A 26305-nucleotide genomic window follows, 5' to 3' on the forward strand; every position below is an offset into this window, starting at 1 on the left:
ACCGGCACCGGATTCCGCCCCCCGGCTCACCGCCACGCGGGGATCGCGGGCCTCGGGAACCGAATCCGCGTTCCCCGACGTCGCTCCTGCCGACGACTCACGCTGCTTCGACCTGTCGGGGGACTCGCCCGCCACCGATGCCTCCTCATACCCCGCACGCCTGCGCGCGCGCCCTGTCCGAACCATGTACCAGTGTCCTGTGTGAGGGCTTGGCCCCTGCGGTAGACGAGAACGACATACCTGCCGGTTCCCTCACGAACCGGTCACGCACCCTCGACAGACCAATGTGAGAGGGGTCACCCTGTCATTCATCCACGCGGGGAGGCATGGATGGGCAGGAGCCGCAGAACACTTCCGGAGGAGCTTCTGCTGCTGGCACTGGACCCGGCCACGGGTACCACTGCGCAGCCGCAGTCGCTCGACCTCGGTCTGGCCGGTGCACAGCTAGTGGAGCTGGCGCTGGCCGGACGGATAGCCCCAGACGGGGATCGTATCGCCGTGGTGGTGCCACGGCCGACAGGAGATCCGACTCTGGACTGCGCGTTGGAGTTGCTGCGAAGGCGTGGCGCTCCGGTTCGCGCCGTCCACTGGATCGGCGGGCCCCGGCTGGGGCTGCGCCAGACCTACCTCTCGCATCTGGAGCGGTGCGGCATGGTCGCCGCGGTGCCGGGCCAGATGTGCGGAGTGCTGCCGACGACGCGCTACCAGGCGACGGAGACGGCCATCAGCCGGGAGATCCGCGGCCGGCTGGACTCCGCGATCCGCACCGGCGTCCCACCGGACCCGCGGACCGCGGCGCTCGCCGCCCTGGCGCACGCCGTCGGGCTCGGCAAGCACCTGTATCCGGGCAACGAGGGCAGATCGTCCCGCTCCCGGCTGCGGGACCTGATCCGGCACGATCCGATGGGCGGGCTGGTCGCGCACGCCGTGATGGACGTGCAGAACGGCGCGGCCGCGCAGCCGCGCCGCGCTCCGGCCGCCACAGGGCGCCCCGCGCCGGGGTCCCGGCCCGCGGCCGAACCCGCGCACGGTGTGCCGATGCAGCAGCGCCACGGGTCCATGGCCCGCGCCGTGGCCCACTGAGCCGCCATCGCGCCGCGACGACCGTCCCCACAGGCCCGGTTCGGGAGCCGCAGGCCGAGCGGGGTGGCGAGACCTCCGGGTCCCGCCACCCCGCTCGGCCGTCTCCGCGGCCGTGCCCCGCTCCGGCGCGCCCCGCGTGAACCGGCGTGCGGACAGCCACCTGTGCGTGCCGCATATCGAGCATTTCCCAGCGCCGGCAAGTGCCTTGGTGGCAATCTGCTCAGCAGCAGATACGGAAAGTGTCAGTACAGGCAGCAGCCGGAGGTGCGCGTCCCGTGGCGTCCAATGTCAATCCCACCGTAAGGCGGCGCCGGCTGGGCCAGGAGCTTCGAAAACTCCGCGAGCAGCGGAACATGACGGCCGAAGAGGTCGCCGAGCGCCTGCTCGTGTCCCAGTCGAAGATCAGCCGTCTGGAGAACGGCCGCCGCAGCATCAGCCAGCGCGATGTGCGCGATCTGTGCGGTGTCTACGAGGTCGAGGACCAGCGGGTCGTGGACTCGCTGATGGAGATGGCCCGCGACTCCAGGCAGCAGGGGTGGTGGCACACCTTCGGGGACATCCCCTACAGCGTGTACATCGGCCTGGAGACCGACGCCCAGTCGCTGCGGGTCTACGAACCCCAGATCGTCACCGGCCTGCTCCAGACCCCGGCGTACGCCGAGGCGCTGGTGCGGGGCGCGCTGCCCGAGACCTCGGCCGCGGAGATCGAGAAGCGCGTGGGCGTGCGCATGCGCCGCCAGGACCGGATCACCGACGAGAAGGACCCGCTGCGGCTCTGGGTCGTCCTGGACGAGGCCGCGCTGCACCGGGTCGTCGGCAGCAAGCGCGTGATGCGCGAGCAGCTGGAGCATCTCCTCAAGCTGTCCGAGCTGCCCCATGTCACCGTGCAGGTCATGCCGTTCGAGGTGGGCGCGCATCCGGGGCTCAACGGCCAGTACGCGATCCTGGAGTTCGCGGACGCGGCCGACTCCAGCGTGGTCTACCTGGAGGGCGTCACCAGCGACCTGTACCTGGAGAAGGCCCAGGACGTGCAGAAGTACGCCGTGATGTACGAGCACCTGCGGGCCCAGTCGCTCAGCGTGGACGCGTCCCGGCAGCTGATCGACGAGACGGCGAAAAGGTACACGGAGTAGGGCCGGCCGCGGCGGGCGCGTGATCCTACAGGGTGGGCGCGCTCCCGTGGAAGACACGTTGGAATATGCCATCCGGTCGAGTGAACGTCCGCTCCGGTGGCGGCAGTTGCCCGGTAGCGTCGATCACGCCAATCGGTCATCGGGTTGGCGTGAACCGCACTACCGCAACTCGTACACAGGAGTGGACATGGCACTGATTCAGGGCGCTTCGGAGACGTGGCTGAAGTCCTCCTACTCCGCGGGCAACGGCGCCTGCGTGGAGGTCAAGTCGCCCGCCACCGCCGAACTGGCCGTCCGTGACTCCAAGGTCGCCGAGGGCCCGGTCCTGGCCTTCCCCGCCGACGCGTGGAACGCCTTCGTGGACTCGGTCAAGGCCTAAGAGCAGACGTAAGGAGGCCGTCCCCGGCCCTCCTCCCGACGCAACAACCGCACAACCGCACACGCACACAACCGCACACGCGCCACCCAAGAGCCCTCTCGACCAGTCGCCGTCCTTGCCGAGGGGGCTCGGTCGTGCCCGGCCCCGACGGGACGGCCGCGTCCCGAGGACACGGCCGCACCGCCTCACCGGCCCGGCACCAACGGCTTCAGCGGGTGCCGCCCCTCACCGGCGCCGCACCGGGAACGCCACATCGCACACCGGGTCCTCGGGCCCCGCCGCCGCCCAGTCGGCGAAGTAGATCTCCCGGCAGGACCCGGCCGGCTCCAGACCCTCCCGGCGCAGCCACTGCTCCACCGCCTCGAACGCCGCGAGGATCTGCGGATGCGCCACCTGCGCCTTGGTGATCCGGACGTACGCCAGCCGGGCCGCCGGCTCCACCCGCACCCCGGTCACCCGGCCCCGCCCCTGCCGCCCGGCCCACGCCCGCGCCGCCGCCTCGTCGGCCACCGGCACACACGCCTCCACGGGCCCGTCGCTCTCCATCGACACCTCGGCGTGGTAGACGACGAACGGCGCCGCCGTCGCACCCCCGCACTCCCGCGCCGCCGCCTCCAGCCGGCCCAGCGAGGCGCCGATCCAGGCCGGCAGCTCGTCCACCAGGGTGTGCCGCGACTCGGTGATCACCACCCGCTCCGGCACGTCCACCGTCTCGACCGCGAACTTCCCGTACATCTCGTCACTCCTCCCGGACAGCCGTCCACGGAGGTACTCGGCGAGGGTCCGCTGCCCGGCGATCCGGGCCTCCACGTCCGCCCAGTAGGCGCCCAGCAACCGGGCCGCCTCCCCGTCCCCGGCCCCGACCACCTCGGCGATCCGGGCCAGCGGCATGTCCAGCTGCCGCAACAGGGCCACCAGACGGGCGCGTTCCACCTGAGCGGCGCGGTAGTAGCGGTAGCCGCTCGACTCGTCGACGTACGCCGGGGCGAGCAGGCCGAGGCGGTCGTACAGCCGCAGGGCCTTGGCGGACAGCCGGGCCCGCGCGGCGAACGCCCCGATGGTGAGCAGGTCCTCGTGCACCGATGTCATCCTCCGTCGCCGGACGGTTCCTTACCGCCCGGCGACCAGGACGCTCCGCCCTGCCCCAGGGGCAAGGTCAAGCGGGGTCAGCCGAGCTGCGCCTCGATGGCCGCGACGACCTCCGGGGACTCCGGCTCGGTGCGCGGCGAGAACCGGGCGACGACGCTGCCGTCCCGGCCGATCAGGAACTTCTCGAAGTTCCAGCGGATGTCGCCGCTGTGGCCCTCCGCGTCCGCGAAGTCCACCAGGCGCTCGTACAGGGGGTGCCGGTCCGTGCCGTTCACCTCCACCTTCTCGGTCAGCGGGAAGGTCACGCCGTACGTCGCCGAGCAGAACTCGGCGATCTCCTCGGCGCTGCCCGGCTCCTGCCCGAGGAACTGGTTGCAGGGCACGCCCAGCACGGTGAAGCCGCGCTCGGCGTAGCGCTCCTGGAGCTTCTCCAGGCCCGCGTACTGCGGGGTCAGGCCGCACTTGGAGGCCACGTTCACGATGAGGACGGCCTTGCCGGCGTACTGCGGCAGGTTCGCGGCGCCGCCGGTGAGGGCGCCGATCTCGGTGTTCAGCACAGTGGTCATGGGCGCGATGGTATGCGCCGGGCCGGAGCCGGTGTCAGGCACCGCGGTGCCGGGCGCCGTCACCGGCCACGCGCCACCGCGGGCCGGTCGCGCGGCTCCCCGCGCCCGTCCGGAGCGCCGCCGTGGCCGCCTCCGCCGCTGTGTCCGTCCGGGGTGCTGCTGTGGTCGTCTCCGTCACCGTGTTCGTCCGGGGTGCTGCTGTGGTCGTCTCCGTCACCGTGTTCGTCCGGGGTGCTGCTGTGGTCGCCTCCGCCGCTGTGTCCGTCCGGGGTGCCGCCGTGGCCGCCTCCACCACCGCGTCCGTCCGGGGTGCTGCTGTGGTCGTCTCCGTCACCGTGTCTGTCCGGGGTGCCGTTGTGGCCGTCTCCGTCACCGTGTCTGTCCGGGGTGCCGTTGTGGCCGTCTCCGTCACCGGGTCCGTCCGGGCGCCGCCGTCGCCGCCTCCATCACCGCGTCCCCGGCCGCCGTCCGCTCGTACAGCACCGACCGCCCGGTCCTGCGCCCCGCCACCAGCCCCGCCTCCCGCAGCACCTTGAGATGCCGGCCGACCGAGCCGAGGCCCTGCCCCGTCACCGCCGTCAGCTGGCTCGTGGTCATGGGGGCGCCGAGCAGGGCCAGGACGCCCGCGCGGGCCGGACCGAGCAGGGCCCCGAGGGCGGCCGGAACCGGGCGGGCCCCCGCGTCGGCGAGGACGCCCGCGCAGGGGTAGACCAGGGCATACCGCTCCCCGTCGTCCCAGGACACCCAGCCGTGCCGCTGCGGGGTGACCGGCACGAAGATCATCTCGGCGCCGGAGATCTCGCGCGGCGGGTACGCGTGCAGGTTGACCTGGAGCCGGTTCTGCCCGAGCCACCGGGTACGACCGGGCCGCAGTGAGTCCAGCACGCTCACCCAGCCGCCCCGCCCGGCCCGCGCGGTCCGGGCCACCACATCCGCCTCCAGCACCCGCCGCTGCCGCCCCCAGTACGGCCGTACGGCTTCCCGCCACACCCACTCCAGGAGCACGGCCGCCCGCTCGGGCAGGTCCGCGCGGTCCAGCACGGCGGGCAGCGGCCCGGCGAGGGCGGTGCGCAGATGCACGCGGGCGAGGTCCGGCGCGACGGAGCGGACCCGCTCGACCTCCGTGGCGAACTCCTCCCCGTCGCGGGGCGTCGGGGTGAGGAAGTCCGCGATCCACTCCCGCCCGAGGCCCGCCCGCACCAGCCGCTCCGTCACCGGGTCGGCGGCCAACAGCGCCTGATAGGCGGGCAGATGGTCCCGCAGCCACGCCCGCTCACCGGGATGCGCCGCCTCGCCCGCGTGCAGCAGCTTCAGCCGCGCGAAGGTCTCCGCGAGCGGCGAGATCACGAACCGGCTGCGCGCGAGCGTGTCCGCGTTGAGCTCCCACCAGCCCACCGCCACCCCCCGAACCGGCCTGTGCCGTACGACCTTTCGCGCTGCCGCGAAACGATAACGCCCCGGCGCGCCCCGGCCGAGACTCCCCGGTGTGACCAGCTACCGATCCCTGTTCCGCACCCCCGAGTTCACCCCCCTCTTCCTCGGCTCCGCCGCGCAGACGGCGGCCGGCACCCTCGGCTCCCTCGCCCTCGGCACCCTCGTCTTCCGGGCCACCGGCTCTCCGCTGCTGTCGGCGATCAGCATGTTCGGCTCCTCCCTCGCCCAAGTCCTGGGCGCCACCGTCCTGTTGTCCGGCGCCGACCGGCTGCCGCCGCGTACCGCCCTGACGGTGATCGCCCTCGCCCTCGCGGCCGGTACGGCGTTCCAGGCGCTGCCCGGACTGGCGGTCGGCGCGATCCTCGGCGCGCTCCTCGCGATGGGCCTGGTGACCTCGCTCGGCGGCGGCGTCCGCTGGGGCCTGCTGAACGAGATCCTCGCCAAGGACGGCTATCTGCCAGGGCGTTCGGTGTTCAACATGATGAGCGGACTGACCCAGATCGCCGGGTTCGCCACCGGCGGCGCCCTGCTGGCCGCGCTGCCGCCCCGCTTCTGCCTGGTCCTGGCGGCGGCCCTGTACCTGGTGGCCGCCCTCGCGCTGCGCCTCGGCCTCACCGCACGCCCGCCCCGCAGCGCGGGCCGCCCCTCCGCCGCGGCCACCTGGCGCACCAACTCCACGCTGTGGTCGGACCGTTCGCGCCGCCTCACCTATCTGGGACTGTGGCTGCCCAACGGCATGGTCGTCGGCTGCGAGTCCCTGTATGTGTCGTACGCGCCGCACGCGGCCGGCACCCTCTTCGCCTGCGGGGCGCTCGGCATGTTCGCCGGGGACGTCACGGTGGGCCGGCTGCTGCCGCCCACCGTGCGCCGGAAACTGGCGACCCCCCTGCTGCTCCTGCTCGCCACGCCCTACCTGGTGTTCGCCGCGCACCCGCCGCTGCCGCTCGCCGCGCTCTGCGTCACGCTCGCCTCCACCGGCTTCGGCGCGAGCCTCGTCCAGCAGGAGCGGCTGATGGACCTCACCCCCGGCGAACTCGCGGGCCAGGCCCTCGGGTTGCACTCGTCCGGCATGCTGACCATGCAGGGCGTGAGCGCGGCGGCCGCGGGCGCGGTGGCCCAACTGACCACCCCGGCGGCCGGGATGGCCCTGATGGCGGCGGGCTCCGTCGCCGTGACCCTCCTCCTGGCCGCCGCCGGCCGCCGTACCACCCACCCGCCGGTCACCCCGGAACCGGTGGCGGCGGAAGGAGCTGCTCGGCCCAGATGACCTTGCCGGTGGCGGTGTAGCGGGTGCCCCAGCGGTGGGTCATCTGGGCGATGATGTACAGCCCCCGGCCGCCCTCGTCGTCGCTCGCCGCGTGCCGCAGATTCGGGGTGGTGTGCCCGGTGTCGGAGACCTCGCAGGTCAGGGTGCGGTCGCGGATCAGGCGCACCTGGATGGGGCCGCCGACGTACCGGATCGCGTTGGTGACGAGCTCGCTGACGATGACCTCGGTGGTGAAGGCCAGCTCGTCCAGCCCCCAGTCGTCGAGCTGCTTGCTGACGCCGCTGCGCAGGGCGGCGACCGCGGCCGGGTCGGCGGCTGGCTCCCACTGCGCGAGCCGGGTCCGGTCGAGCAGCCGGGTGCGGGCCAGCAGCAGCGTCGCGTCCTCGTCCACCGCCCCGGACAGCATCGCGGTCACCGTCTGCTCGCACTGCTCGCTCAGGGAGCCGCCCCGGTGCCCGGTGAGGGAGTCGGCGAGCCGGCGCAGCCCCGCGTCCGGCCGCTCGGCCGCCTGGAGCAGACCGGCGGTGAACAGGGCGAGGACGCTGCCCGGCGCGAGCCGCAGCTCGGTGCTCTGATACGGCAGGCCGCCGACTCCCAGGGGCGGCCCCGGCGGCACGTCGAGGCTCCGGGCGACACCCGTGTCCCCGGCCACCAGCACCGGCGGCGGACCGCCCGCGCGCGCCATGCTGCACCATCCGGTGACGGGGTCGTACACCGCGTACAGACAGGTCACCATCGCCTCGTCGGCGGGGGGCGGCGCGCAGCCCGGTGCGGGGGCGCGCTCCTGGGCGGTCTGCTCGGCGAGGTCGTCGAGCCGGGTGAGGACCTCGTCCGGGGCGAGGTCGAGCCGGGCGAGGACCCGCAGCCCGGTGCGCAGCCGGCCCATGGTCGCGGCGGCGGGCAGCCCGTGCCCCAGCACGTCCCCGACGACCAGGCCCACCCGTGCGCCGGACAGCGGGATCACGTCGTACCAGTCGCCGCCCACCCCGGACCCGTTGTCGGCCGGCAGATAGCGGCACGCCGTCTCGCACGCGGTCTGCGGGGGCAGCCGGCCCGGCAGCAGGCTGCGCTGGAGCTTGAGCGCCGTGCTGTGCCCGCGGGTGACGACCGGCAGCAGCAGGAAGCCGATCGCGAGCGTGCCGAGCCCCAGCACGGTCACCCCGCCGACCCGCCCCACCACCGGGAGGTCGACGATGCTGGCGCCGTACCCCGGTTCGGCGTAGACGACGAAGGCGGCGTACCCGAACAGCAGCGCCATCAGCAGCCCGCCGAGCCCCGGCATCACCCCCTTGCAGATCAGGTCGCGGGGGCTGCGGGTGAGGACCTTGCGGTGGTACCAGAGGCAGGCGAAGCCGGTCAGGCCGTACTGGAAGGCGATCGCGAGGCCGACGGAGTCGACCGAGTCGGCCAGCACGTTGCGGCTGAACGACGTCAGCAGGACCAGCAGCGCGACGGAGGCCACGCCCATGCCGAGCGTGGCCCAGGTCGGGGTGAGGAACCTGCGGTGCACCCGTGCGAACCGGGCGGGCACCGCCTTGTGCACCGCCATCGAGAAGACGGTCCTGGCCAGCGGCAGGATGGTGGTCTGGGCGGAGGCCAGCGCCGAGGTCAGCACCATCAGGATCAGCAGCCGGGACAGGAACAGCCCGGTGCCGCCGCTGCCGAACACCGCTTCCCCGAGGCCGGAGAACACGTCGTCGTGGTGCGCGGTGTTGCCGAGCCCGATGCCGCTGGTGCCGACGCCCGCGAAGGACTGCGCCGCGGTGGCGACCAGCCCGTACATGACCAGCAGCAGCACGGGGGAGAGCACGGCGGCCCGGCCGGGGGTGCGGGTGCTGTCCACCGTCTCCTCGTTGACGGACACGGCGGTGTCCCAGCCCCAGTAGATGAAAACGCCCGCGAGCAGGCCCGAGGTCAGGGCCCGTACGGAGGACACCTCGAAGGGGTTGAACCAGGACGTGGAGACGTGGATCGCGGTAGGCGGCGGGTCGGTGTAGACGCGGACCAGCGCGGCGACGGCGAACAGCAGCAGGACGGTGACCTCCAGGCACAGCAGCCAGCGCTGTACGGCCGCGGACACCGTGATGCCGACGTAGCAGATCGCGGTGAGCAGCCCGATCCAGACGATCCCGGCGACGGTCACCCAGAACCGGCTCTCGCCGAGCCCGTCCAGACCCACCAGCCGGAACCCGTAGGCGCCGGCGATGGTGGCGAGGTTCGCCATGACGATGATGTTGGCGACGATCAGCCCCCAGCCGCCCATCCAGCCGGTCCGCGGCCCGAACGCCCGCGTCGCCCAGGTGAAGGTCGTCCCGCAGTCCGCGTCGCTCGCGTTCAGCTCCCGGAAGGCGTAGGCGATCAGCAGCATCGGCACGAACGCCAGCATGGTCACGATCGGCGACTGGAGCCCGACGCCCGCCACGATGATCCCCAGCGTGGCGGCCAGGCTGTACGCCGGACCGGTCGACGCCAGCGCCATGACGACCGAGGAGAACATCCCCAGCGCGTCCCCGCGAAGCCCCTTCCGCCCCACCCCCGACCCCGGAGCGGGCCGCCCCGCGGACACACCCCTGCTCCCGAAAAGCGTCACATTCGATTCCAACGCGGGGCTGGCCGCCGTGCAAATACAACGCGGACGTCCGGGGCTCGCCGCGGGCTCGCGCTGCATATGCCGCGCTGGCGTCCGGGGCTGCTCGCGGTTTTGCCGTGCGTATGCCGGGCTGGTGTCCGACGTGGATATACAGCGCCGGTGTCCGAGTTCCGTCCACTGGTCTGGCGTGCGGCCGAGACGCCGACCTCAGGGCCTCGGCCACGGGCCGCCGGGCATATGCGGTGCCGGTACCCGAGTCCGGCCCGCTGGGCCGGTGCGGGGTGTCGGCCTGTGGGGCGCGTCTCCTGGTCTGGGGGTGTGACGTGGGGCAACGGGTCCCGCCCCTTCCCTCCCCTTTCGTGCCGACCCTTTCCTCTGCTCGCCTCCGCCCTCCTCCTGCCCTCCGCCCCCCTTCCCGCCGTCCCCCGCTCCCCACGCCCCGGTCGCGGGCGCGTCCCCCGTGGGGCAGCATGAGGCCGTAACCGGGCGATCACGGATCAACCGGACATCGACGGGTCGGCCGGAAGGGAACGGATGCCATGGGTAGCGGCGTGTCGAGGGGCGGACGACGGCTGCGGTACCGGAGCGCGAGCGTGGCCGCGGTAGTGATCACCACCGGCACCCTGACCCTCGCGGCCTGCGGCGGCGGCAACAACAACGGCGGCGGTACGACCGTCAGCCCCCGCCCCACACCCCCCGCCACGGAGTCCTTCACGGGCACCCCGCCCTCCCCCCTCTCCTCGGCCGCCTCCTCCGCCATCGCCTCGGCCCGTGCCTCCGCCTCCGCCGCGTCCGCCTCCGCATCGGCACGGGCCGACGAGTTCGAGGCCTCGGTCGCGGCGTCGGCCGAACAGGCGAACCAGGAAGCCCACAAACGGCTGGCGAACGTGAAGGGCCGGGGCAACGCCGCCTCCGACGTCTCCCTCAGCGGCATCCCCCGCGCCCAGGTGAACGACCTCCAGGCCGCCCACGTCAACATCCACAACTCATCGGACAAGACGGCCGACTTCGCGGTCCAGGTCGACTTCCGCGACCCGAACGGCAAGGTCGTAGAGACCCGCTACGTCGGCGCGGAGAACGTCCGCCCCGGCCAGACGGTCCACCCCTACGCCATCAGCCATCAGCCCCCGCAGCCGATCCTGAAGCCGGAGGTGGCGAAGGCGGAGCGGTACTGAGAAGCGTCACCGCGGGGGCAGGATCACCACCATGGACTACCGACGTGCCGGCGCGGCCGACGCCCCTGCCATGGCCGAACTCTTCGCGGCCAACCACTACGACGCGCTCACGGAGCGGCAACGCGCGGAACAGGGCTTCGTACAGGGCGCCCTCGATACCGACGCGCTGCGCTCGATGGCCGAGGACGGAAGCCTGCTCGTCGCGTACGACGACGGCCACCTGGCCGGCCTGCTCGGCCTGGCCTCCCCGGCCGACATCCCCAGCCCGCCCCCACCGGTCCGGGCCCTGCTCGCCGCCCAGGACTCCCTCTCCTGGCAGGGCCGCCCCCTCCGCACCGTCCCCTTCCTCCTCTACGGCCCCGTGGTGGTCGCCCCCGCCTACCGCGGAAGAGGAGTGGCCCGCGCCCTGTTCACGACCGCCCTACAAGTGGGCGCACCACAAGCCGAACTGCTGCTCGCCTTCATCGAACTGTCCAACCAGGCCTCCTGGCGCGTCCACGTGCACGCCTTCGGCATGACCCCCTTGGGCAACTTCACCCTCGCCAACCGCACGTACGGCGTCGTCGCCACCCCCACCCACCCGACCCCGAGCCCCGGCACCTGAGCCGACCGGTCACCCGGCACGGGTACGAGCACCGAGACCGATCACATGCGCCCCGCGCCTCCGCGGGCCACCAGTTCGGCAGCAGCCCCCGCGAGCAGGGCGAGGCTCAGACCGAGTACGACCATGTCGATGAACGACGCCCCCTGCACCCAGGCCCCCGCACAACCGCTCACAAAGCCCCCAACCACGGCCCCCCGCCCGGCCGCCACCAGCAAAGCCCGACCGGCCATGCGCCGCCGGTACTTCACCATGAGAACCACCGCGGCGACCAACAGCAGACTGCCCGGTCCGGCAAAGGTGTCCATGGCCTATGTATAGCCTTTCCGCCTCTCCGCGAGTGCGGCGGACCTCATGTGAGGCAGCTCCCAGGACACCCGCCACCTGGTCGCCGACATGGCCGCCCGCGACCGCCGACGTACCCTGCCGGAACTTCACCACTTCAGCCGCCAACTGGGAGTCCCCGCGTGACCGAACCGACCGCCCCGGACAAGAAGCCCTTCCTGTACGTCGTCGTTTGCGCGGCAGGCGTTGCCCGCGACGTCGGCAAGCTGATCACGGCCGCCCAGGAGGCGAACTGGGACGTCGGCGTCATCGCCACGCCGCAGGGCCTCGGCTTCATCGACACCACGGCGATCGAGGCACAGACCGGCTACCCGATCTGCTCCGCCTGGCGTTCACCGGAGACCCGCGCCCACTGCCCCCGGCGGACGCGATCGCCGTGGCTCCCGCCACCTTCAACACGATCAACAAGTAGGCCGCCGGGATCTCCGACACCCTCGCCCTGGGCATCCTGTGCGAGGCGTACGGCATGGGCATCCCGACCGTGACCCTGCCCTACCTGAACTCCGCCCAGGCTGCCCACCCCGCTTACCAGCAGAGCCTGGACCGGCTGCGGGGGATGGGTGTCCTGATCGGTTCCTGCGCACCGCACCGACCGAGGGCCGGCGGCGCGGCGGACAGCTTCCGCTGGGAGGAAGCACTGGATCTGCTGAAGCCTCTGGTCGGCCCGGAGCGGTGACTCGGTCCGTGACTTGATAAGAGGGGCGTGTGTCCCTACGGCTGGCGGCCTCAAGGCATAGCTCCCAACCTTTGCCCGCAGCCCGTGTGTGCCATATGTGTGCTGCGCGCGCGAAGGCCCTTCCGCCCATCGGACGGAAGGGCCTCTGACCAGGTGTTGCTCTGTGCCCCCGGCAGGATTCGAACCTGCGACACCCGCTTTAGGAGAGCGGTGCTCTATCCCCTGAGCTACGAAGGCGGGGCTCGACCCACAGGGTACCGGATCGATGGTCGGACGGATGCCGGGATTGGCCGGTCGGGAAGAGGGTCGCGGGGGAACCGTACCGCCGCGGCGCATCTGGTGGCCCAGGAGTGCACCGGTCGTGATCGCATCACCCGGTCTCGCAGGCCCCCCCGTCCCCTCAAGAGCGCGTCACGATTCCGTTCAGCAGGAGTTCGGAGGCCTGGGTCAGTTCTTGTTGCAGGCGGCCGTCCGGCTCGTTCTCCGCCTCGCGGAACCAGCGGTACAGGGTGCCCAGGTAGATGTCCCGCAGGACGTTGCCCACCTGCTGGGGGATGACGTCCTCGCGGAGTTCGCCGGTCTTGCGGCCGTCCTCGACGATCTCGGCGAAGAGTTCGGCGACGTAGGGCTCCTCGCGGAGGGGGCGGCCGGCCTTGACCCAGGCGACCAGCATCGCGGCCGTACGGTCGTGTTCCTCCTCGTTGATGCGGCCCAGGACGGCCATGCAGCGGCGCAGCCGGTCCGCGGCGCCGGTCTGGTCGGGGAAGGCGTCCTGCATGACGCCGACCAGGCGTTCCCGGCGGCGTTCGCCCCAGGTGCCGATGAGGTCTTCCTTGCGCGGGAAGTGGTTGAAGAACGTGCCGCGGGCGACGTCGGCGCGTTCGGCGATCTCGTCGACGGACGTCTGGTCGTAGCCCTGCTCGGCGAAGAGTTCCAGCGCCGCCGTGTACAGGCGCTCTTTTATCTTGATCTTGTTCCGCCCGCGACGCCCCAGGGGCTGGGCCTCGCTCTCGGGTGGGGACGTGTTCATCTCTTCCTCCCGTACGCGCGCTGTCGGTAACAGGACAGAGACATGCGCCGCAGCCGAGTGCGACGCCCGCTCGGGCGCCCCGCCCCCACCCATTCTTATACCACAGTACATGGTTGGTTCACAGTCGATGCATGGCGGGCCGGCCGAAGGGGCGGATCGGCAAAGGGAGTTGGGGAATCGGTTGTAGATGGACCACGGAGCAGAGATGTATCGTGGTCCAAAGTTGACTCAAGGTCGTCCTCGTGCCGAGTCGGATGGCAGGCAGCACGCCCTGCGAAAGCCGGGCCGGAAGGAGACTGCAAGGTGGATGTTCAAAGGCTCGAGACATTCGTGGCCGTAGCGCAGAGCAACACCCTCGCCGAGGCCGCGGAGCGGCTCGGTTACGCGCGTTCGACGGTCACCAGCCACCTCCAGGCGCTCGAACGCGCCCTGGGGGCCTCCCTGTTGGAGCGCGGGGCGTCGGTGAACCGGCTCACCAGGGCCGGTACCCGCTTCCTCGAATACGCGACGGATATCCTCGACAAACTGGCCCAGGCGCAGGCCGCGGTGGCCGCCGCCGCGGAGGACCGGCCGGGCACCCTGAGCATCGGCGCGACGGCCTCCCTGTGCACGTACCGGCTGCCGGGCTTCCTGCGCACGCTGCGCCGGCTCATGCCGAACCTGGAGACCCAGATCTTCGTCGGCTCGGTCGCCCAGCTGCGCGACCAGGTCGGCCGGGGCGAGCTGGCCGCCGCGCTCGTCAACTCTTCCACCGTCTCCGCGGCGGCGGTCCGGCAGGCCGGGGGCGACGACCGCCGGCACCTGTGGACCGACCGGGCCGTGCTGGTGGGCGCGCCCGAGTCGGCGGCGCGCCCCCAGCGGCTGCTGGTCACCGCGCCGGGCTGCGTCTACCGGGACATCGCCGAGCGGGAGGTGCTGCCCCGCCTCGGGCAGGTCCCGGTCCAACAGGTGGGCAGCGTGGACGGCGTGAAGTCCTCCGTGCTGGGCGGCATGGGCGTGGGCGTGGTGCCGGCCATCGCGGTCGGACCCCAGCTGGAATCGGGGCAGTTGGTGGAGATGCAGCCCTCGGGGCTGTCCCCGGTGATGTCCGAACTCATCTGGAACGCCGGGGTCACCCCCGCCCATGTCGTCCCGCACTTCCAGCTCCTGCGCCCGCCGGGCAACCCCCAGCCCGCCCGGTCCGGCGCCTCGTGTGTCACGAGCGGCATAGCGAGTTGAGCCCGCCACCGGAGAGGCGAGGCGGCGCGGGTGCGTCCGGCTGTCTCATGGTCGTCGGCGCCTGCGCGCTGTTCGGGCTGAGCGGTACGGCCTCGCGCGTGCTCATCGATCACGGGACCAGTGCACTGACGGTCACTCAGTTCCGGATGGGCGCGGGGTTCTTGAGCCTGTTCGGGGTCCTGGTCCTCACCCGGCGGCAGCTGCTGCGGCTGCCGTGGCGGTGGCTGCCGCGGGTGGTCCTCTTCGGGCTGGCGCTGGCCGCGCTCATCTACTGCTACTCGATGGCGATAGCCCGGCTGCCGCTGGCCGTCGCGCTGGTGCTCCAGTACAGCGCCGCCGCCTGGCTGACCGCCGCCGATGCCGTGCGGCGGCGCCGGCGCCCGGCTGCGAGCGTCCTGGTGGCGCTGCCGCTCACGCTCGGCGGTGTCGTCCTGATGGTCGGCATCGGCGGTGCTCGGCTGAGCCGTCTCGACCCCCTCGGGCTCGTCTTCGGGCTGGCCACCGCCGCCGCGTACATCCTGTACCTCGTGTGCGGCCGGGGCATCGGGGGTGCCGTGCACAGTGCCACCTCCACCATGTACGGATCGCTGGTCGCGGCCGTCGCGTGGACCTGTGTGCAGCCGCCGTGGCGCATCGAGAGCGGCGCGTGGGAGCCTCGCGCGCTCGTGCCGCTCGTGCTGATCGGGGTCCTCGGGATGGCCGCTCCGTTCGCGCTCGTGCTCACCGCCGTACGGTCCCTCGGACCGACGCGGGTGAGCATGCTGGGCACCTTCGAGATCGTCGCCACCAGTGTCATCGCCTACGTCTGGCTCGGTCAGGCGCTGACCCTCCTCCAGTGCTTCGGCGGGCTGCTGGTGGTCGCCGGGGTGGTCGTCTGCGGACGTCGAGTCCCGGAGGAGGAACGGCAGTCCGGGGACCGGGCTCCGGACGAAGCGCCGGTCGCCGGAGCCGGCTGAACGTATCGCCGGGCCCAACTGAACGCATTGCCGGTCTCAACTGAACGTACTCACACAGTAGTTGCCCCTCACGTCAGAGCTTCGAGCCGTGCGGCATCCGTGAACAGCGGTTCAGGACCTCCGAATCGGTCTGGGCCGGGGACCCGGAAACCGGGATCTTCGATGTGTCGCGGCAGCCGCGGCACATCGACAGGAGGTCTCTCCCGTGTCACCCATCCAGTCCAGAGCCACCCGCGTACTGCTCTCGACGGTCTCCTCCGACTCCCACACCTGGAACCTGGTCTTCCTCCAGCTGCTGCTCGAAGAACGGGGTTACGAGGTGCAAAACCTCGGCCCGTGCGTGCCCGACGCCGAGATCATCGAGGAGGTCCGCGCACAGCGTCCCGACGCCGTGGTCATCTCCTCGGTGAACGGCCACGGCCACATCGACGGCCGCCGGCTGATCAGGAAGCTGCGCGAAGACGGTGACGCGGCCCTGTCCGCCGTCCCCGTCATGATCGGCGGCAAGCTCGGCATCCAGGGAGCCGACCAGCCGCACCTCGCCGACGAGTTGGTCGCCGAGGGCTTCGACGCGGTGTTCACGGACGGCGCGGACCCGGCCGAGTTCGGCAGCGCGCTCCAGCGGATGACGGGGCACCGCCCCGAGATCGCGGGGGCGGCCGGATGAGCCGGATCCGCCGTCAGGGCAGCCCCGACATGCAGAGCTACGTGGAACACGCTGCGCGCGCCGGGCAGTTGGTCGTACAGCCCCGGATGGGCATGTCGGACCCCAAGGCCATGGCCGAGGGTCTGGCGGCCGTCACCGCGGCCCGCGCCCGGACCCTCGCCACGCTCACCATCGACTCCTACACCCGCGTCGAGGACATGGCCGGCGCGCAGGCGGCCCTCGACGCCGGCCGCGCGCTGAACGGCTTCCCCCTCGTCAACCACGGACCGCGGGTCACCGCGCAAGTCGCCCGTGCCGCCGACGGCATCCCCGTCCAGGTCCGGCACGGCTCGGCACGGCCCGCCCATATCTTCGAGGCGATGATCGGGGCGGGGCTCTCCGCCTCCGAGGGCGGACCGGTCTCCTACTGCCTGCCCTACTCCCGGCTCCCGCTGGCCGAGGCGGTGCCCGCCTGGACCGACGCGACCCAGCAACTCGCCGAGCAGGCGGACGAGCGGGGGCTGCGGGCCCACCTGGAGACCTTCGGCGGCTGCATGCTCGGGCAGATGTGCCCGCCGTCGCTGCTCGTGGCGATCAGCGTCCTGGAGGCGATGTTCTTCGCCCGCAACGGGGTGACCTCGGTGTCGCTGTCGTACGCCCAGCAGACCAACGCGGTGCAGGACATCGAGGCGCTGGCGGCCCTGCACCACCTCGCGGAACTCTTCCTGCCCGCCAGCGTCGCGCGGCACGTGGTGCTCTACACCTACATGGGCGTCTACCCCGCCACCGAGGCCGGCGCCGAGCTGCTGCTGGACTCGTCGGCGCAGATCGCCGTACGCGGCGGCGCCCAGCGGCTGATCGTCAAGACCGTCGCCGAGGCGCACCGGATCCCCACCGTGCCCGAGAACATCGCGGCCCTGGAACGGGCGGCCCGCGTGTCCCGGCAGGCCCTCCAGGACGACTGCCCGCTGCCGTGGGCCCGCCAGGTGGACTACGAGACGGTCTACACCGAGGCGCTACGGCTGATCACCGCGGTCCTCGACCACGGCACCGACATCGGCGCGGGCCTGCGCGCCGCCTTCGCGGCCGGCGTCCTCGACGTGCCGTTCTGCCTGCACCGGGACAACGCGGGTGTGGCCCGCGGGGCGATCGGCGACGACGGCCGGCTCGTCTGGGCCGGTACGGGCGCCATGCCGCTGCCGGTCACCGGCGGCACCCGGCACGCCGTCACGTCGAGCCGGCTCCTGGGCATGCTGCGCTACACCGCGGACGCCCACGACCGGGCGGCGGCCGCCCTGACCCGCAAGCGCGCGGAGGCCGTCACCGCACGCCGCGAGGAGTCCATCGCCGCCCCCCGCAAGGAAGACGGAGCCGGCCGCCGCGAGGAAGCCGGGGCAGGCCGGCGCGCGGAAGCCGGAGCAGTCCGCCGCGCGGAGGCCACCGAGGCGGCCGCCGTCCACCGCATCGCGGTCGTCGGCTCCGGTCCGCGCGGACTCGCCGTCGTCGAACGCCTCGTGGCCCGGCTGCGCGAACAGCCGCCGCAGCGGGCCGTCGAGATCACGCTGATCGACAAGGACCAGGTCGGCGCGGGCCGCATCTGGCGCACCGACCAGAACCCGGCCTTCCTGATGAACACCGCCTGCGGCGAGGTGACCATGTTCTCCGGCCCCCCGGACGGCGGCCCCGCCCGAGCGGGCGCCGGACCCTCGCTCGGCCAGTGGTGGGCCGGCGCGGAAGACCTCGTCTACCCCGGCCCCAACGCCTACGCGCCGCGCGCGCTGTACGGCCGGTACCTGCGGTTCTTCCTCCAGGCGGTGGAGGACTCCCTGCCGGCCCGCGCGACCCTGCGCCGCCACACCGGGCACGTCGTCGCGCTGCAACGGGTGGGCGGTGCCTGGCGGTTGCGCTGCGCGGACGGCGAACTGCTCTACGCCGACCGGGTCGTCCTGGCCACCGGGCACCCCCTGACCGAACTCTCCGCCGAACAGGGCCGCTTCGCGGACTTCGCCGCCGCCCGCCCGGAACTGACGTACATCCGCGGCGACAGCGCGGCCGACATGCCGCTGGAGCACATCGCGCCGGGGGCCCGTGTCGCGGTCCTCGGGATGGGGCTGACGTTCTACGACATCGTCGCGGCGCTGACCACCAGCCGCGGCGGGCAGTTCAGCGAGGGCCCGGACCGGGTGCTGCGGTATCTGCCCTCCGGCCTGGAACCGGTCCTGGTGGCGGGCTCGCGGTCCGGGGTGCCGCTGCCGGCCCGCGGGCTCAACCAGAAGGGCCCGCTGTGGCGGTACACCGCCCGGCTGTTCACCCCAGAGCGGATCGCCGCCCTGCGCGCCGGCGGCGCCCCCCTCGACTTCCGGCTCCAGGTCTGGCCCTGGCTGCACGCGGAGATGCAGCTCGTCTACTACGCCACCGCGGTACGCGCCAGACTCGGGGACGGCCGGGAACGCGAGTTCCTGATACGCACGGCCGCCCTTGTCGAGGAGGCGGGAGCCGACGGAGCGGAGAAGATCATCCGCACCGCCGCCGCCGAACTCGGCATCGACGGCCTGGCACCCCTGGACATCGACGCCCTGGCGCGTCCCTTCGCCGGCCGGACCTTCGAGAGCCCCGCCGAATTCGGCGCCGCGCTCACGGAGTTGATCGACGAGGACCTCGCGCACGCCGGACAGGGCAACCTCGAAGGCCCCCGCAAGGCCGCCCTGGACGTCCTGCGCGACGTACGCGGCACCATCCGTAGCGCGGTCGACTTCGACGGTCTGACCGCCGCCTCGCACCGCGACGACTTCCTGGGCCGGCTCGCCCCGCTCAGCTCCTTCCTGGCCGCGGGCCCCCCGGCGCAGCGGCTGCGGCAGACCAGGGCGCTGCTCCAGGCGGGCGTCCTGCGGGTGGCGGGCCCCGCGGTCGAGTTCGCCGCGGACGAGGCGAGCGGGTGCTTCACCGTCCGCTCCCCGCAGGTCGGGGGGTCGCTGGAGCGCTGCCAGGTGCTCGTGGACGCCCGTATCCCGGCCCCGGACCTCGGCCGCGACACCGCACCGCTCACCCGGCAGCTGCTCGACAGCGGCCTGTGGACGCCCTGGGCCAACGAGCGGGGCGACGGCGGCCGGGTCGCCGGGGGAGTGGCGACGACGGCCAGCCCGTACCGGCCCGTGACCGCGACCGGAGCGGCGGCGGAGGGCGTGTACGTCCTCGGCATCCCCTCCGAGGGACAGCGCTGGTTCATGCAGGTCGGCTGCGCACGGCCCGGTCCCTGGACCGACTTCACGCGGGACGCCGACGCCATCGCACAGGACGCGCTCGCGGCGCTGACGCGGCCGGCCGCCCACCGCACGCTGGAAGGAACCCGAGGATGACCGCCCGAGACGACCGCGCCGCGGCCCAGGACCACTCCGCGCTGCGCCACACCCCCGCCCACGCCGCGTTCAAGCACGCCCGCGATCTGCTCCTGGAGCTGCGCGCCGACCACGAGGCCGCCCACCGGGCCTTCCGCTGGCCCCGGCTCACCCACTTCAACTGGGCGCTGGAGTGGTTCGACGTCATCGCCCGCGACAACCGGCGCACCGCCCTCGAACTGATCGGCCCCGACGGCCGGGACCAGAAGATCTCCTACCAGGACCTCGCCACCCGCTCCGACCAGCTCGCCAACTGGCTCACCCACACCGGGGTCCGGCGCGGCGACCGGGTGCTCATCGTCCTCGGCACGCAGGTGGAGCTGTGGGAGACGCTGCTCGCCTGCCTGAAGACCGGGGCGGTGGCCATCCCCACCTACACCTCCCTGACCCGCAAGGAGGCCGCCGACCGGGTCCGCCGCGGCCGGGTCCGCCATGTGATCTGCCGCAGCGAACTCGCTCCGCTGTTCGAGGGGTTGGACCCGGAGCCGGGCGCCGCCATGACACGCATCGCGGTCGGCGCCCCGGTCCGCGGCTGGCAGCCGTACGACGACTCGTACCAGGCCGCCACCCGCTATCTGCCGGCCGGCCCGACCCCGGCCTCGGACACCGCCTTCGCCTACTTCACCTCCGGCACCACCTCGGCGCCGAAGCTCGTCGTCCACACCCACGCCTCCTACCCGGTGGGACATCTGTCCTCCCTGTACTTCAACGGCCTGCTGCCCGGCGACCGGCACGTCAACATCTCCGAGCCCGGCTGGGCCAAGCACTCCTGGTCCAGCTTCTTCGTCCCCTTCACCGCCGAGGCGACCCTCGTCGTCCCGCCCGTCGAGAACGTCGAGTCCGGGCAGCTGCCGCGGCTGCTGGAGGAGCGCGGCATCACCAGCCTGTGCGCCCCGCCCGCCCAGTGGACCCGGCTCGCCGCCCACGCCTGGACCGCCCGGCCGCGGCTGCGCGAGGCCACCACCGCGGGCGAGCCGCTCGCCCTGCACGTGGCGGAGGCCATCGAGGCCGAATGGGGCGTGACCATCCGGGAGGGCTACGGCCAGACCGAGACGACCGCCCTGGTCGGCACCACGCCCGGACTGCCCCGCAAACCCGGCTGGCTGGGCAAGCCGCTGCCCGGCTGGCAGCTGACCGTCCGCGACGAGCAGCTGTACGTGGAACTCGCCGACGCCCCGGTGGGCATGATGACCGGCTACGACGGCGACCCCGAGCGCACCGGGCAGGTCCTCACCGCCGAGCGGTACGCGACCGGCGACTCCGCGGTCCTCGCCACCGACGGGTACGTACGGTTGCTGGGCCGCCGCGACGACGTCTTCAAGTCGGGCGGGCACCGCGTCTCCCCGTACGAACTGGAGGCGATCCTGCGCACCCACCCCGCCGTCCGCGCGGCGGCCGTGGTGCCGGTGCCCCACCCGACGCTGACGCTCGCCGCGCACGCGGTGATCGAGCTCGAAGCCGGCACCCTCGCCACCGAGACCGAACTCCTCGCCCACGTGGACCTGCACGTCACCCGCGCCCTGCGCGTCCACAGCGCCTCCTTCACCGACGCGCTGCCCCGTACGACGTCCGGCAAGATCCGCCGCTCCGAGGTGGCCGCCCGACTGCGGGCCACCGCCACCACCGCCACCGACCCCGCGCACGGCCCCGCCGACCCGAAAGGCGACCCCATGTCCGTCACCAGCCACGCGCCGCGGCGCCGCGACGTCCTCGTCATACGCGAACTCCTCGATGCCGCGCGCCTCGACCGGCTGACCTGGCAGGCCTACGTCCAGCCCGGACGCGAGGCGGTCGACGTGCACTGGCTCTACACCGCCGAGGAGACCGGGCCCGACGGCGCGGAGGCCTACCTCGCCCGCTTCGGGGCCGGCGCGCACGGAGACCTCCACCGCCACCTCGGCTTCGAGCTGATCGTGGTCGTGGACGGCGAGCTGCACAACGACAACGGCGACGTCTACGGCCCCGGCTGCCTGGTGCTGGAGAAGCCCGGCAGCGTGCACCGGGTCAGCAGCCCCGGCGGCTGCACCCTCCTGGTGATCCGGGAGAAGCGCACCGAGGCCTTGCTGCCCGGCGAACTCCCGGACACCGGCCTCGCCCTGGACGGCGCACCGGTCCCCGCCACCTGACCGCCCCGCTCCCCGAACCCGCGGCCATAGCCACCCCCCGAGCAGAAAGCCCACACAAGACCATGTCTCAGCAGCTCACCGCCTCACCCGCCGCCCCCGCGGCGACCCCCCTCCCGGTCGGCAGGTCGGGCAGGACCCACTCGCCCCGCTACAAGTGGGGAATCCTCGGCATCGGCATCCTCGCGCAGGCGGCCTTCAGCGCGGCCTTCCAGGGCATCCCCATGGCCAGCGCGGTCCTGCAGAGCGACTACCACTACTCCACCGGCCAACTCGGCCTCGTCCTCGCCGCGTTGACCTGCGGCGCGGCCGTCACCGAGATCCTGTGGGGGCTGCTCACCGACCGGTTCGGCGAGCGGATGGTGCTGATCACCGGGCTGGCCGGCACCACCGCGTGCCTCGCGGCGGCCACCGCCTTCCTCGTGCCCCACGGCGGCTACACCCCGCCCTCCTGGCTGCTCTCCGCCGTCCTGCTGCTCGCCGGCGCGCTCGGCGGCTGCGTCAACAGCGCCTCGGGCCGGGCGGTGCTGGGCTGGTTCCCGCCCGGCAACCACGGCTTCGCCATCAGTCTGCGGGTGGCGGCCGTCCCCCTCGGCGGTGCCATCGGCGCGCTCGCGCTGCCCGCGCTCGCCATGAGCGTCGGCTTCCGGGGCGTCTACGGCTTCCTGACCGCCTTCGCGCTCGTCGCCACCGTCGTCATCGTCTGCTGGCTGGACGAGCCGCCGCTGCCCGCCGCCGGGCACAAGAGCACCGCCGTCAGCCCGCTGCGCCGCTGGAAGATCTGGCGGATCTCGCTCAGCGCCTTCCTGCTGGACTTCCCGCAGTTCACGGTCCTGTCGTTCGCCGCGATCTACCTGCACAAGGTGCACGGGGTCGGCATCACCGCCATCTCCGGTCTGCTGTTCGCCGTCCAGGCCCTCGGCGCGGTCTCCCGTGTGTGGAGCGGGCGCTGGACGGACAGCAGGGGCGGCCGGCACCGCCGCAGCCTCGTGATCGCCTACAGCTGGATCATCGCCGCCTGCTTCGTCGGGCTCGCGCTGTGCCAGTCCGGGCCCGCCTGGATCGCCGCCGCGCTGATGGTGGTGGCCGGTCTGCTGTCCTGCGGGTGGCACGGTGTGCACTACGCCGAGATCGCCATCATGGCGGGCAAGGAGCGCTCCGGAACCGCCCTCGGGCTGGAGAACACCATGGTGTTCGCGGGCGCCTTCCTCACCCCGCTCGTCATCCCCGGCATCCTCGCGGCCACGAACTGGCCCGTGGTCATGCTGCTGATCGGGGCCGTGCCCGCCGTGCTCTCCGCGGTGGTCATGCCCCGCGAAGGGAAGTAGCGAGCCGCCCGGTTCACCGCGCCACCGCCCCGCCGCGCACACCGTGCGGCGGGGCGGTGGCGCGCGCGGATCGCGGGTTCAGCGCAGCCGGCGCAGGGCGTCGGGGGTGAGGTCGGCCAGGGTCGGGTAGCCGTCGACGGCCATGAGGAGGTCGGCCTCGGCGAGCAGGGCGCGCAGCACGTGCACGATGCCGTCGGTGCCGTCCAGGGCGAGGCCGTAGGCGTAGGGACGGCCGACGCCGACGGCCCGCGCGCCCAGGGCGAGGGCCTTGACGATGTCGGAGCCGGAGCGGACGCCGGAGTCGAAGAGGACGGGCAGGTCACCGGCGGCCTCGACCACACCGGGCAGGCAGTGCAGCGCGGGCAGGCCCCCGTTGGCCTGACGGCCGCCGTGGTTGGAGCAGTAGATGCCGTCCACCCCCGCGTCCCTGGCGCGGCGGGCGTCGTCCGGGTGGCAGATGCCCTTGAGGATCAGCGGCAGATCGGTGAGCGACCGCAGCCACGGCAGGTCGGCCCAGGTGAGGGGGTTGCCGAAGGTCAGCGCCCAGTGCAGGACCGCGGCCGAGGGGTCCTCCTCGGGGGGCTTGGCGAGGCGGGAGCGGAACACCGGGTCGCCGGTGTAGTTGGCCAGGCAATGGCCGCGCAGCTGGGGGAAGTTGCTCGCGGCCAGGTCGCGGGGGCGCCAGCCGGTGATCCAGGTGTCCAGGGTGACCACGATGCCCTGGAACCCGGCCGCCTCGGCGCGGTGCACCAGGCTCTCCGCCAGCTCCCGGTCGGTGGGGGTGTAGAGCTGGAAGAAGCCGGGGGTGTCGCCGAACTCCGCGGCCACCTCCTCCATCGGGTCCACGGACAGGGTGGAGGCGACCATCGGCACGCCGGTACGGGCGGCGGCGCGGGCGGTGGCCAGATCGCCGTGCCCGTCCTGGGCGCACAGGCCGATCACCCCGACCGGGGCCATGAACAGCGGGGAGGGCAGGCGCATGCCGAACAGCTCGACGGACAGATCGCGGTCCTTCGCCCCCACCAGCATGCGCGGGATCAGGCCCCACTCCTCGAACGCGGCGACGTTGGCCCGCTGAGTGTGCTCGTCCCCGGCGCCGCCCGCGACGTACGAGCGCACCGAGGGCGGCAGCGCGGCCAGGGCCGGCGGCTCCAGTTCGGCGAAGGTCATCGGCAGCCGCGGTATCACTCCGCGCAGGCCGTCGAAGTAGATCTCGTTCTGGTAGTCGGCGAACGCCATGGGTCCTCCTGCTCCGGCCCGCCGCGTGCGAGCCGCAGGACCCTACAGCGCGGGCCCGACTCCGGGAAACCACGCGTCCGTTCTCGGTGCACGGGTGGGGTCCGTGTTTCTCGCGTCCGGTCCCGGCGCATGGGCGAGGTCCGCGCTTCCGGTGTACGGGTCCGTTCCGTGCTTCCCGTGTCCGTTCTCGGTGTACGGGTCCGTTCCGTGCTTCCCGTGTCCGTTCTCGGTGTACGGGTCCGTTCCGTGCTTCCCGTGTCCGGTCCCGGTGTACGGCTCCGGTCCGGGCCTCCCGCGTCCGGCCCCGGCACCCGACTGAGGCCCGCGCCTCCCCGCCCACCCCCGCCGCACAGGTCACGCCCGCACCCCCCGACAGGGTCAGGCCCGTGTCACCCGTACCCGGTACGTCCCGTCGTCCTCGTCCGTCACCCGCACCACGATCCCGTGCCGGGGGTCCTTGAAGGTCTGGCCCGGAGTGAAGGGGGCGTCGGAGAGTTCGGCCTGGACGTTGGGGCTGCGGGTGCAGCCGCCGCTGCCGCGGTGGGCGTCGTAGACGGTGATGGGGCCCCGGCCGGTGTCCACGCCGGCGTCCACCTTGTAGATGAGGACGCCGGGACAGCAGACCGCCTCGTCGTTGCCGCCCTGCGCCCGGACCTCCAGGGCGTAGGCCGTGTGGCCGTCGACCGGGATGATCACCAGTTTGCCGCCGCCGGTCTTGTACAGCGGCGTCAGCGAGTACTCCACGCTGCCCGGCCTCGCCGCGCAGCCCACCTGGGAGCCGTCCAGCCAGCCCAGTTTCCACTTGTCCCAGGCGAGCATGTCGTTGTTGGCGCCCCAGTCCTCGCTCATGATGTCCCAGTGCCCGACCGCGCCCCCGCCGTCCTGGGTGTACAGGTCGGGCAGGCCGAAGGTGTGGCCGTTCTCGTGCGGCAGGACCCGGTAGCCGGTGCGCGGGAAGGACCCGGAGCCGTCGTCCTGGCGGGAGTAGATGAACGAGGCGTTGGCCACCGGCACCCCGTCGGCCACCGGCGCGTCCGCGTTCCCCGCGAAGGTCACCGACAGCACCGTGTCCAGCGCGGACGGGCCGGCGTTCGGGGTGACCAGGATGTTCAGCAGGTCGTACGCGCGGAAGTCGACCTTCGGATCGGCCGCGGCCACGATGTCCTGGACCAGTTGCCGGTAGCCGGGGTCGAAGGGCGCGCCGCGTTCGACGCCGTACGCCTTGAACGGCTTGGGCATCCGCAGCCAGTCGGTCACCGGTGTCTCGGGCCGGTAGTCCAGGCGGCCGTACGAGGAGGTGCGGAACCAGTCCTGGGTGCGCGGGAAGAACTCGTGGAAGCGGTCCATCGCGCTGCCCTGTCCGGGCGCGTCGGAGAAGTCGACCATCAGGGTCAGGGCGTGCACGGTGCCGGTGGAGCGGGCGTAGCCGTGCGGGGTGGGCACGCCCTCGGTCATCTGGACGTCGGGGCCACCGTGGATCATGCAGGGGGAGAGGGCCCCGGAGCGGGCCAGTCCGGCCGGCCCGGCGGTGGAGGGCGCCGTGAGGCGGGTGGTCCCGGCGGAGGTGCTGATCGCGAGGGTCAGCGCGGTCACCGCGGCGAGAGCGGCCAGCCGGCGCGAGGGTATGCGGCGGCCGGGTATGCGGCGGCCGGATATACCGCTGGGGTCCTGGTCGGGGGATATGCGGCGGGGCGACTGCGGCTGCGGCTGCATGCACGGACCCTTCGCTCCACGGCAGCCACCCGGTCTCCGGCTGCGCCCTTGCGATCACCCTGTGCCGGGGCCCCGGCGGGCGCGCGCTGGGCGAGACCGATCGTGGGAAGGGCGGGACCGATCGTGGGAAGTGCGGGCGCGGGAGGATGAATTCGGCTCCGCGGCGGATGTGACTCAGCTCACAGGCGCTCTTTCCCCGCGCGGGAAATAAGTGGGGACCCTCTCCCCGTTTGGAGGAGTGTTCGCCCGAAACGGGGACCGGCTCCCCGGATCGTCAGAGCCCATCCGCAGAGCCCGCCCGCACCGCACCGACCGAGGA

20 protein-coding genes, 1 tRNA gene and 1 pseudogene are annotated in these 26305 nt (G+C 72.9%); 13 read left to right on the forward strand and 9 right to left on the reverse strand.

From position 1 onward, the window contains the following. Positions 1 to 330: 330 nt before the first annotated feature. The 3 genes from AC069R_RS20745 (at position 331) to AC069R_RS20755 (ending at position 2595) form a co-directional block, all read left to right on the forward strand. Positions 331 to 1083 carry a GOLPH3/VPS74 family protein gene (locus tag AC069R_RS20745; RefSeq protein WP_478768292.1) on the forward strand — a complete coding sequence of 251 codons (753 nt, stop codon included), beginning with the start codon at positions 331 to 333 and terminating at the stop codon, positions 1081 to 1083. Between the two features lie 275 nt (positions 1084 to 1358). Beyond that, positions 1359 to 2216, forward strand: a complete 858-nt coding sequence (locus tag AC069R_RS20750; RefSeq protein ID WP_478768293.1) for a helix-turn-helix domain-containing protein — start codon at positions 1359 to 1361, stop codon at positions 2214 to 2216. A gap of 187 nt (positions 2217 to 2403) precedes the next feature. Next, positions 2404 to 2595 carry a DUF397 domain-containing protein gene (locus AC069R_RS20755; RefSeq protein WP_397985447.1) on the forward strand — a complete coding sequence of 64 codons (192 nt, stop codon included), beginning with the start codon at positions 2404 to 2406 and terminating at the stop codon, positions 2593 to 2595. A 225-nt stretch (positions 2596 to 2820) separates the two neighbouring features. On the opposite strand, the gene AC069R_RS20760 is transcribed toward AC069R_RS20755, so the two are convergent. From AC069R_RS20760 to AC069R_RS20770, 3 genes are all read right to left on the reverse strand, one after another. Then, positions 2821 to 3684, reverse strand: a complete 864-nt coding sequence (locus AC069R_RS20760; RefSeq protein ID WP_478768294.1) for a MerR family transcriptional regulator — start codon at positions 3682 to 3684, stop codon at positions 2821 to 2823. A gap of 77 nt (positions 3685 to 3761) precedes the next feature. Further along, a complete protein-coding gene (locus tag AC069R_RS20765; RefSeq protein WP_478768295.1) occupies positions 3762 to 4250 on the reverse strand; it encodes a glutathione peroxidase in 489 nt (162 codons plus the stop codon). A gap of 408 nt (positions 4251 to 4658) precedes the next feature. Then, positions 4659 to 5645 carry an ArsR/SmtB family transcription factor gene (locus AC069R_RS20770; protein WP_478768296.1) on the reverse strand — a complete coding sequence of 329 codons (987 nt, stop codon included), beginning with the start codon at positions 5643 to 5645 and terminating at the stop codon, positions 4659 to 4661. A 91-nt stretch (positions 5646 to 5736) separates the two neighbouring features. On the opposite strand from AC069R_RS20770, the gene AC069R_RS20775 reads away from it, so the two are divergent. Next, positions 5737 to 6951: an MFS transporter gene (locus AC069R_RS20775; RefSeq protein WP_478768297.1), complete on the forward strand. Its 1215-nt coding sequence runs from the start codon at positions 5737 to 5739 to the stop codon at positions 6949 to 6951. Here AC069R_RS20775 and AC069R_RS20780 read toward each other — a convergent pair. Then, a complete protein-coding gene (locus tag AC069R_RS20780; RefSeq protein ID WP_478768298.1) occupies positions 6905 to 9448 on the reverse strand; it encodes an amino acid permease in 2544 nt (847 codons plus the stop codon). The two genes, AC069R_RS20775 and AC069R_RS20780, sit on opposite strands and share 47 nt — an antisense overlap. Positions 9449 to 10134: 686 nt before the next feature. On the opposite strand from AC069R_RS20780, the gene AC069R_RS20785 reads away from it, so the two are divergent. Together AC069R_RS20785 and AC069R_RS20790 are read left to right on the forward strand one after the other, a co-directional pair. Beyond that, positions 10135 to 10716, forward strand: a complete 582-nt coding sequence (locus AC069R_RS20785) for a hypothetical protein (RefSeq protein WP_478768299.1) — start codon at positions 10135 to 10137, stop codon at positions 10714 to 10716. A 31-nt stretch (positions 10717 to 10747) separates the two neighbouring features. Next, a complete protein-coding gene (locus AC069R_RS20790) occupies positions 10748 to 11320 on the forward strand; it encodes a GNAT family N-acetyltransferase (protein ID WP_478768300.1) in 573 nt (190 codons plus the stop codon). A 41-nt stretch (positions 11321 to 11361) separates the two neighbouring features. On the opposite strand, the gene AC069R_RS20795 is transcribed toward AC069R_RS20790, so the two are convergent. Then, positions 11362 to 11625, reverse strand: a complete 264-nt coding sequence (locus tag AC069R_RS20795; RefSeq protein WP_478768301.1) for a hypothetical protein — start codon at positions 11623 to 11625, stop codon at positions 11362 to 11364. Positions 11626 to 11784: 159 nt separating this feature from the next. Between AC069R_RS20795 and AC069R_RS20800 the strand changes: the two are divergent. Then, positions 11785 to 12338, forward strand: a pseudogene (locus tag AC069R_RS20800) (flavoprotein). Between the two features lie 164 nt (positions 12339 to 12502). Here AC069R_RS20800 and AC069R_RS20805 read toward each other — a convergent pair. Both AC069R_RS20805 and AC069R_RS20810 read right to left on the reverse strand, forming a co-directional pair. Beyond that, a tRNA-Arg gene (locus AC069R_RS20805) sits at positions 12503 to 12575 on the reverse strand. Between the two features lie 163 nt (positions 12576 to 12738). Next, on the reverse strand, positions 12739 to 13368 hold the full coding sequence (locus AC069R_RS20810; RefSeq protein WP_478768302.1) for a TetR/AcrR family transcriptional regulator: 630 nt from the start codon (positions 13366 to 13368) through the stop codon (positions 12739 to 12741). A gap of 42 nt (positions 13369 to 13410) precedes the next feature. Between AC069R_RS20810 and AC069R_RS20815 the strand changes: the two genes are divergently transcribed. The 6 genes from AC069R_RS20815 (at position 13411) to AC069R_RS20840 (ending at position 23034) form a co-directional block, all read left to right on the forward strand. After that, positions 13411 to 14586 (forward strand): LysR family transcriptional regulator, encoded by a 1176-nt coding sequence (locus tag AC069R_RS20815; protein ID WP_478768303.1) that lies wholly within the window; start codon positions 13411 to 13413, stop codon positions 14584 to 14586. Between the two features lie 47 nt (positions 14587 to 14633). Continuing rightward, positions 14634 to 15542: an EamA family transporter gene (locus AC069R_RS20820; protein ID WP_478768304.1), complete on the forward strand. Its 909-nt coding sequence runs from the start codon at positions 14634 to 14636 to the stop codon at positions 15540 to 15542. Positions 15543 to 15747: 205 nt separating this feature from the next. After that, positions 15748 to 16209, forward strand: a complete 462-nt coding sequence (locus tag AC069R_RS20825; RefSeq protein WP_478768305.1) for a cobalamin B12-binding domain-containing protein — start codon at positions 15748 to 15750, stop codon at positions 16207 to 16209. After that, positions 16206 to 19544 (forward strand): FAD/NAD(P)-binding protein, encoded by a 3339-nt coding sequence (locus tag AC069R_RS20830; RefSeq protein WP_478768306.1) that lies wholly within the window; start codon positions 16206 to 16208, stop codon positions 19542 to 19544. Before AC069R_RS20825 ends, AC069R_RS20830 begins: the two co-directional genes overlap by 4 nt. Continuing rightward, a complete protein-coding gene (locus AC069R_RS20835) occupies positions 19541 to 21709 on the forward strand; it encodes an AMP-binding protein (RefSeq protein WP_478768307.1) in 2169 nt (722 codons plus the stop codon). Before AC069R_RS20830 ends, AC069R_RS20835 begins: the two co-directional genes overlap by 4 nt. 62 nt (positions 21710 to 21771) lie before the next feature. After that, positions 21772 to 23034, forward strand: a complete 1263-nt coding sequence (locus AC069R_RS20840; protein ID WP_478768308.1) for an MFS transporter — start codon at positions 21772 to 21774, stop codon at positions 23032 to 23034. A 78-nt stretch (positions 23035 to 23112) separates the two neighbouring features. Here the strand turns inward: AC069R_RS20840 and AC069R_RS20845 are convergent, their stop codons facing one another. Both AC069R_RS20845 and AC069R_RS20850 read right to left on the reverse strand, forming a co-directional pair. Next, the gene (locus tag AC069R_RS20845) at positions 23113 to 24273 is read right to left on the reverse strand and encodes an alpha-hydroxy-acid oxidizing protein (RefSeq protein WP_478768309.1); all 1161 of its coding nucleotides are present in this window, start codon (positions 24271 to 24273) and stop codon (positions 23113 to 23115) included. 378 nt (positions 24274 to 24651) lie between these two features. Next, positions 24652 to 25986, reverse strand: a complete 1335-nt coding sequence (locus AC069R_RS20850) for a M6 family metalloprotease domain-containing protein (RefSeq protein WP_478768310.1) — start codon at positions 25984 to 25986, stop codon at positions 24652 to 24654. Between the last annotated feature and the right edge of the window lie 319 nt (positions 25987 to 26305).

It is taken from the genome of Streptomyces sp. NPDC043952 (assembly GCF_056435325.1).